The following is a 4,957-nucleotide window of genomic DNA, read 5'->3' as shown; positions in this document are numbered from 1 at the left end:
CCCGCACCGCCACCGGGTGTAGAACCGAGGTTGGTCTTGGCGGTCGTCGTGAAGCGCTTTGCGCCCGAGCATGAGCCGATGGTCCGGGCGTTCAATGGCCGGCTGGCGGCCGCCGGGTCCACCTGGAAGTTCTACGAGGGGGCGACCCCCCGCGCTGGTTCGCGGCCGGCGCCAGTCCGACGGTGCGACGCGACTACTACCTCGCGCTGGAGGACGATGAGGTGGTTCGGGCCGGGTTCTGCCTGAAGCGCGAAGAGTTCCTCCTGGACGGCGAGGCCGTGACTCTGGCGAGCTTCCAGGGCCCCGTTTCGGAGGGATTGGTGAATCCCGCCTACGGCATGCTGGCGTTCCGCTTGTTCCGGGACATGGAAGCCATGCAGCCGAACCTGTTCGCCTGGGGCCCGACGGAACGGGTCATGGAATTGATGCTGCGATTGAAGTGGCGGCAGTTTTTCATGCCGCTTCAAGTCAAGGTGCTGAACGCCGGACGGTTCCTGCGGGAGAGCACCTACCTGCGCGGTAGTCCGCGAAACCGCATCGCCTTGGATGCGCTGGCGGTGACGGGGCTAGGCGCCATGGGTCTGCATCTGGGGCAGGGCCTGCTGGCCGCTCACGCGGCCGGGCAGGCCGGCATCGATGCATCGGAGGTCGCCTCGTTCGGCCCCTGGGCGGATGAGGTTTGGCAGGTTGCGTCACCCGCCTACCGGCTCATCGCACGGCGCGACGCGACGAACCTCAACGCGCTGCTTCCGCATGGAGCTTGGCCGCACGCGACGATCCTGCGGATGGCCCGCGGCGACGAGGTGGTTGGCTGGGCCGCGATCCGGGACACACAGTTCGCCGACGACCGGCGTTTCGGCCCGCAAAAGGTTGGAACGGTGCTGGATGCACTCGCCAGGCCTGGCTACGAGGCCGCCGTCCTCTCGCAGGCGTCCATAGCGTTGCGGCGCCGGGGCGTTGACGCCATTGTCTCGAACTTCACTCACCCAATCTGGACTGCCGCCTTCGGCGCTGCGGGTTTCTTCTCGATCCGCGGTCGCCGACCCCTCCTGTTCGCGCCTGCGGCCATGGCGACGATCAAGGACGATGCGGTGGTGACGGACGGCTTGCACCTGACGCCCCTGGACGGGGACGGGCCGCTAGGCCTCTAGGGGGCCTGCATGCGCACCACGATGGGCAGGATGACGGCCAGGGCGGGCTCCTCGCCCGCCGGTCTCACGGCCGCCGTCTGATCGGTGAGCAGGCGCGGCAGTCGCTCCACGATGACCTCGATGTCGCGGCGCTGCATGTTGATCTCGCGGCACAGCACCTCGCCGGCGGCCTTCGCCATGGCGTACTCGGCCCAACCTTTAGGCCGTTCGTAGATCGCCGTGGAGGAGGGGTAGAACGCCCGCAGTCGAGCGCCGTCGCCATGCGCGACGAGGGCCTCGCACGTATCGACAAACGCGGTCGTGTAGAAGCGCATGAAGTCGGCCAGCACGTCTGCGCTCAGGAACTTAGTACGCCGGACTGCAATCGGCCCCGTCGCGTAGTAGTAGAGGTGGGTGATCGGCTCGGTCACCGCGGCCAGTTGCGCGGCCACGGCCTCGCGGGCATCAAACTGCACGACCCTGCAGCGACCGCCTCCCGCGCGGATCTGCTCGGCCACATGTTCGGCCTCCGATGCGCCCTTGGCATAGGTGATGACGACCTCGGCGCCGCCGGCTGCACAGGCCTTCGCCGTGACTTCGCCCAGCCCCCGCGATCCGCCGACGACAAGGACGGTGGCGCCTTGATAGGCCCCGGCCGCGGTGACGGCGGCGATGTCGGCGAAGCTGGGCTGTTCGGTCGGCGGAAGGCGGGCGAACGCGGTCAGTTCGCCAGCGATCCCGCCGCCCGCCACCGCAATACGAATCCGGCGGAAACGCGGATCAGCTTCGACACATTCGTACTGAAGCGCAGGTCGGTCCTCCGGCGCGAAGTCGAGGGTGACGCCGCTGAAGATCGAGTGCAGCCCGGGGCAGATCATGCCGACCAGCCGTGAGAGGGCGACGAGGGCGCCGACGCGATTTGGTGTGATCCGGTCGGCCAGGGCGGGATAGCCCGCTGTCGCGTCCTGGGGCCCCCGGGCGAAGTGGAAGGCGTCCGCCTGTCCAGCCATTTCGCCGAACGCCAGCGGAAGCGGATTGGGCGGCCAGGTCGCGGGCCGCGGGGGGCCGGTCCTCATCGCCGGCGTCTCGCAGATCATTGGTCCCAGTTCGAGCGTGATCGATGTCGCCAGCGCGTTGCCAACCCGCAGATGGATCTTTGCCTGCGTCGCGGCGTGCGAGATGAGCGCCGCTTCGACGGGATCGCCAACATAGATCGGTCCCGCGAAATTGACGCGCAGGCCGGAAAAGGCCTCACTGACCTGCTGGCAGGCGAGTTCGAGCGCCCACAGCACGGCATGCATGCCATGCACCACCGGCGCGCCCATCTGCGTGCGCCGTGCAGCGACGTGGTCCATGTGCATCGGGTTGCTGTCGCCGGAGAGCACCGCAAAGGTGCGCTGGTCCCGTTCCTCGAAGGTTCTTACACCGAGTTGCATGAGGTCGGGGCCATGTCTGTGAAGGCGGGCAGGCGCCTGGGGCGGAACATATTCTTCATAGGTTTCGAGGATTTTCCGCGCAACAGAGAGCACATAGATTGCCAGGGGCGGTCAACGCGCCGCGTGCGATGCAAGGATGGAGTCTAGGGTGAGCGACACGGACACTCTCAGGTGGATCGAACGGATCGTGCGGAACGAGGTCGACAGTGACGCGATCGCCCTCGCGCTCGACACCCTTCCGGCCGACGTCGAGGGCTGGGACAGCTTGGCTCATGTGGGCATCATCGTCGCCGTGGAGAAGCGCGCCGGTCGGCAGTTCACCACCGAGCAGATCGATGGGATCAAGACGGTGGGCGACCTCGTGCGCCTTGCAGAGGTTGTGGCCGCTCGATAAGAACCTAGCCCTGGGCGTGACGGTCGAGAGGGTGTGTGAGCTTCGAACCGATTGATCTGCCGTGGTTGGTCCCCGCGCCGGAGGGTTTTCGGAATCGGTGTCGCGCACTGTCGTCGACCGAGCCGCACCTGGGGCAGTCGGTCCAGACGCTTGCGAGCCATCGCCTCGATGCGCAACAGGCCGCAGCGCTGGGCAAGGCCCTCGTCCGGCTCAGGAGCGAAGGCGCAACGCTCGATCCGTTGACGCCTTTCCGCCTCGACGTCCTGGCGAGTGCGACGTTCGATTTCATCGTGTCGGCGTTACCTGCCGCTGCAGCCCGTCACGGCGTGCTCTTGGAAACCAGGCTCGCTGCCTTAGGACAGGTCGAACAGGAAGCGTTCGATCCGGCGTCCGAGCTTCGCCGGCGCTCGCCCGATGGCGTCCTCCTAGGCGTCGACCACCGGTGGCTCGGCTTAGATGCCCCCTGTCTGCACGGCGATCATGAAGGCGTCGTGGAAGCTGCGCTTCAACAACTGAAGGACGTGGCCTCCGCCATCCTGCAGGACGTTCAGGCGACTCCCATCCTGCCGACGATCGCGACACCGCCAGGGGCGTTGTTCGGGAACTTCGACCGCCGCCTCGCCGGCAGCGTGCGAGGCATGATCGAACGGTTCAATGCTAGCCTCCCGGAACTTTGCGTCGATGTCGGGGCCGTACTCCTGGACGTCGCGGCGCTTGCTGAGCAGGTGGGCACGTTTCGGTGGTTCAATCCGACCACCTACAATCTGTACAAGCTACCCTTCGCGGCGGACGCGACGCCGTTGTACTGCGAGGCGGTGGGACGTCTTATTGGCGCGATGCGTGGCAAATCGCGCAAGTGCCTTGTCCTCGACCTCGACAACACCTGCTGGGGCGGCGTGATCGGTGACGACGGCCTCGAGGGGATCCGGATCGGGGGCGGCGTCGCCGAGGGCGAGGCCTTCGCAGCCATCCAACGGACCGCGCTTGAATTGAAGGCGCGCGGGGTCCTCCTGGCGGTCTCGTCGAAGAACGATGACCACATCGCGCGCGCGCCATTCCGGGAACACCCTGACATGGTGCTCCGCGAGAGCGACATCGCAGTGTTCCAGGCCAACTGGCAGGACAAGGCGAGCAATCTGGAAGCGATCGCCCGCACGCTCGACATCGGGCTCGACGCGCTCGTGTTGCTCGACGACAACGGCGCGGAGCGGGCGCAGGTGCGTGCGGCCTTGCCCATGGTCGCCTGCCCGGAGTTACCTCTCGACCCAGCCTACTATCCCGCGCATCTGCTGGCTGCGGGCTACTTCGAGACCGTGTCGTTTTCGGAAGAAGACCGACTGCGGAGCGAGAGCTACGCAGCAAACGCCCAGCGCGCGGAGGTCCTCAGTCGCTCGCGAAATCTGGAGGACTACCTAGCGTCACTGGACATGAAGATAGGCTTTGCGCAGTTCGATGTGCTGGGTCGCGCGAGGATTACCCAACTGATCAACAAGACCAACCAGTTCAACCTCACAACCAAGCGGTATACGGCGGCGCAGGTGGAGGAGCTTGAGAAGATCTCCGCGTTTACGTTGCAGGTCCGGTTGTCCGATCGGTACGGCGACTTCGGGATGATCGGCGTCGTGATTGCCCGAGCTTATGAGAAGGAGGCGGCGGCCTGGGAGGTTGATTCCTGGCTGATGAGCTGCCGCGTCCTCGGGAGGAAGGTTGAGGAGGCCATGTTGGCCGAACTCGTGGCTGCCGCGAAGGCAGTCGGTGTGACGACTCTCTACGCCCAGTACGTGCCGACCGCGAAGAACGGCATGGTGGCGAGCCATTACGACAAGCTGGGCTTTTCGCGGCTCGACACCGATGCGGACGGCGTCCAACGCTATCGTCTGGGCCTTGCGGACTTCCGAGCCGTGGCATTGCCGTTCGCCGCTAGCGGCCAGGCCTGAGCTCCGCCGCATCTGCTCGCAGACCCGCCGGCGGTGGGCCGGGGGTCTGGGCAGGGGGCG

The 4,957-nt window shown here is 66.4% G+C and carries 4 protein-coding genes; 3 read left to right on the top strand and 1 reads right to left on the bottom strand.

Annotated features, from left to right (window positions below; translation table 11 throughout):
* The first annotated feature begins 182 nt into the window (after window positions 1-182).
* Entirely contained in the window at window positions 183-1,151 is a 969-nt protein-coding gene (locus QZV94_RS23270; protein WP_293682574.1) for a hypothetical protein, read from the top strand.
* Here QZV94_RS23270 and QZV94_RS23265 read toward each other — a convergent pair.
* A complete protein-coding gene (locus tag QZV94_RS23265; RefSeq protein WP_293682572.1) occupies window positions 1,148-2,566 on the bottom strand; it encodes an SDR family NAD(P)-dependent oxidoreductase in 1,419 nt (472 codons plus the stop codon). The genes QZV94_RS23270 and QZV94_RS23265 overlap by 4 nt on opposite strands.
* A gap of 148 nt (window positions 2,567-2,714) precedes the next feature.
* On the opposite strand from QZV94_RS23265, the gene QZV94_RS23260 reads away from it, so the two are divergent.
* Together QZV94_RS23260 and QZV94_RS23255 are read left to right on the top strand one after the other, a co-directional pair.
* Window positions 2,715-2,960: an acyl carrier protein gene (locus tag QZV94_RS23260; RefSeq protein WP_293682570.1), complete on the top strand. Its 246-nt coding sequence runs from the start codon at window positions 2,715-2,717 to the stop codon at window positions 2,958-2,960.
* 35 nt (window positions 2,961-2,995) lie between these two features.
* Window positions 2,996-4,897 (top strand): HAD-IIIC family phosphatase, encoded by a 1,902-nt coding sequence (locus tag QZV94_RS23255; protein WP_293682568.1) that lies wholly within the window; start codon window positions 2,996-2,998, stop codon window positions 4,895-4,897.
* Window positions 4,898-4,957: the final 60 nt, after the last annotated feature.

Source organism: uncultured Phenylobacterium sp., from assembly GCF_902826855.1.
GTDB lineage: Bacteria > Pseudomonadota > Alphaproteobacteria > Caulobacterales > Caulobacteraceae > Phenylobacterium.
Note: the sequence above shows the minus strand (reverse complement) of the source record. Positions and strands in the feature narration are given on the sequence as shown.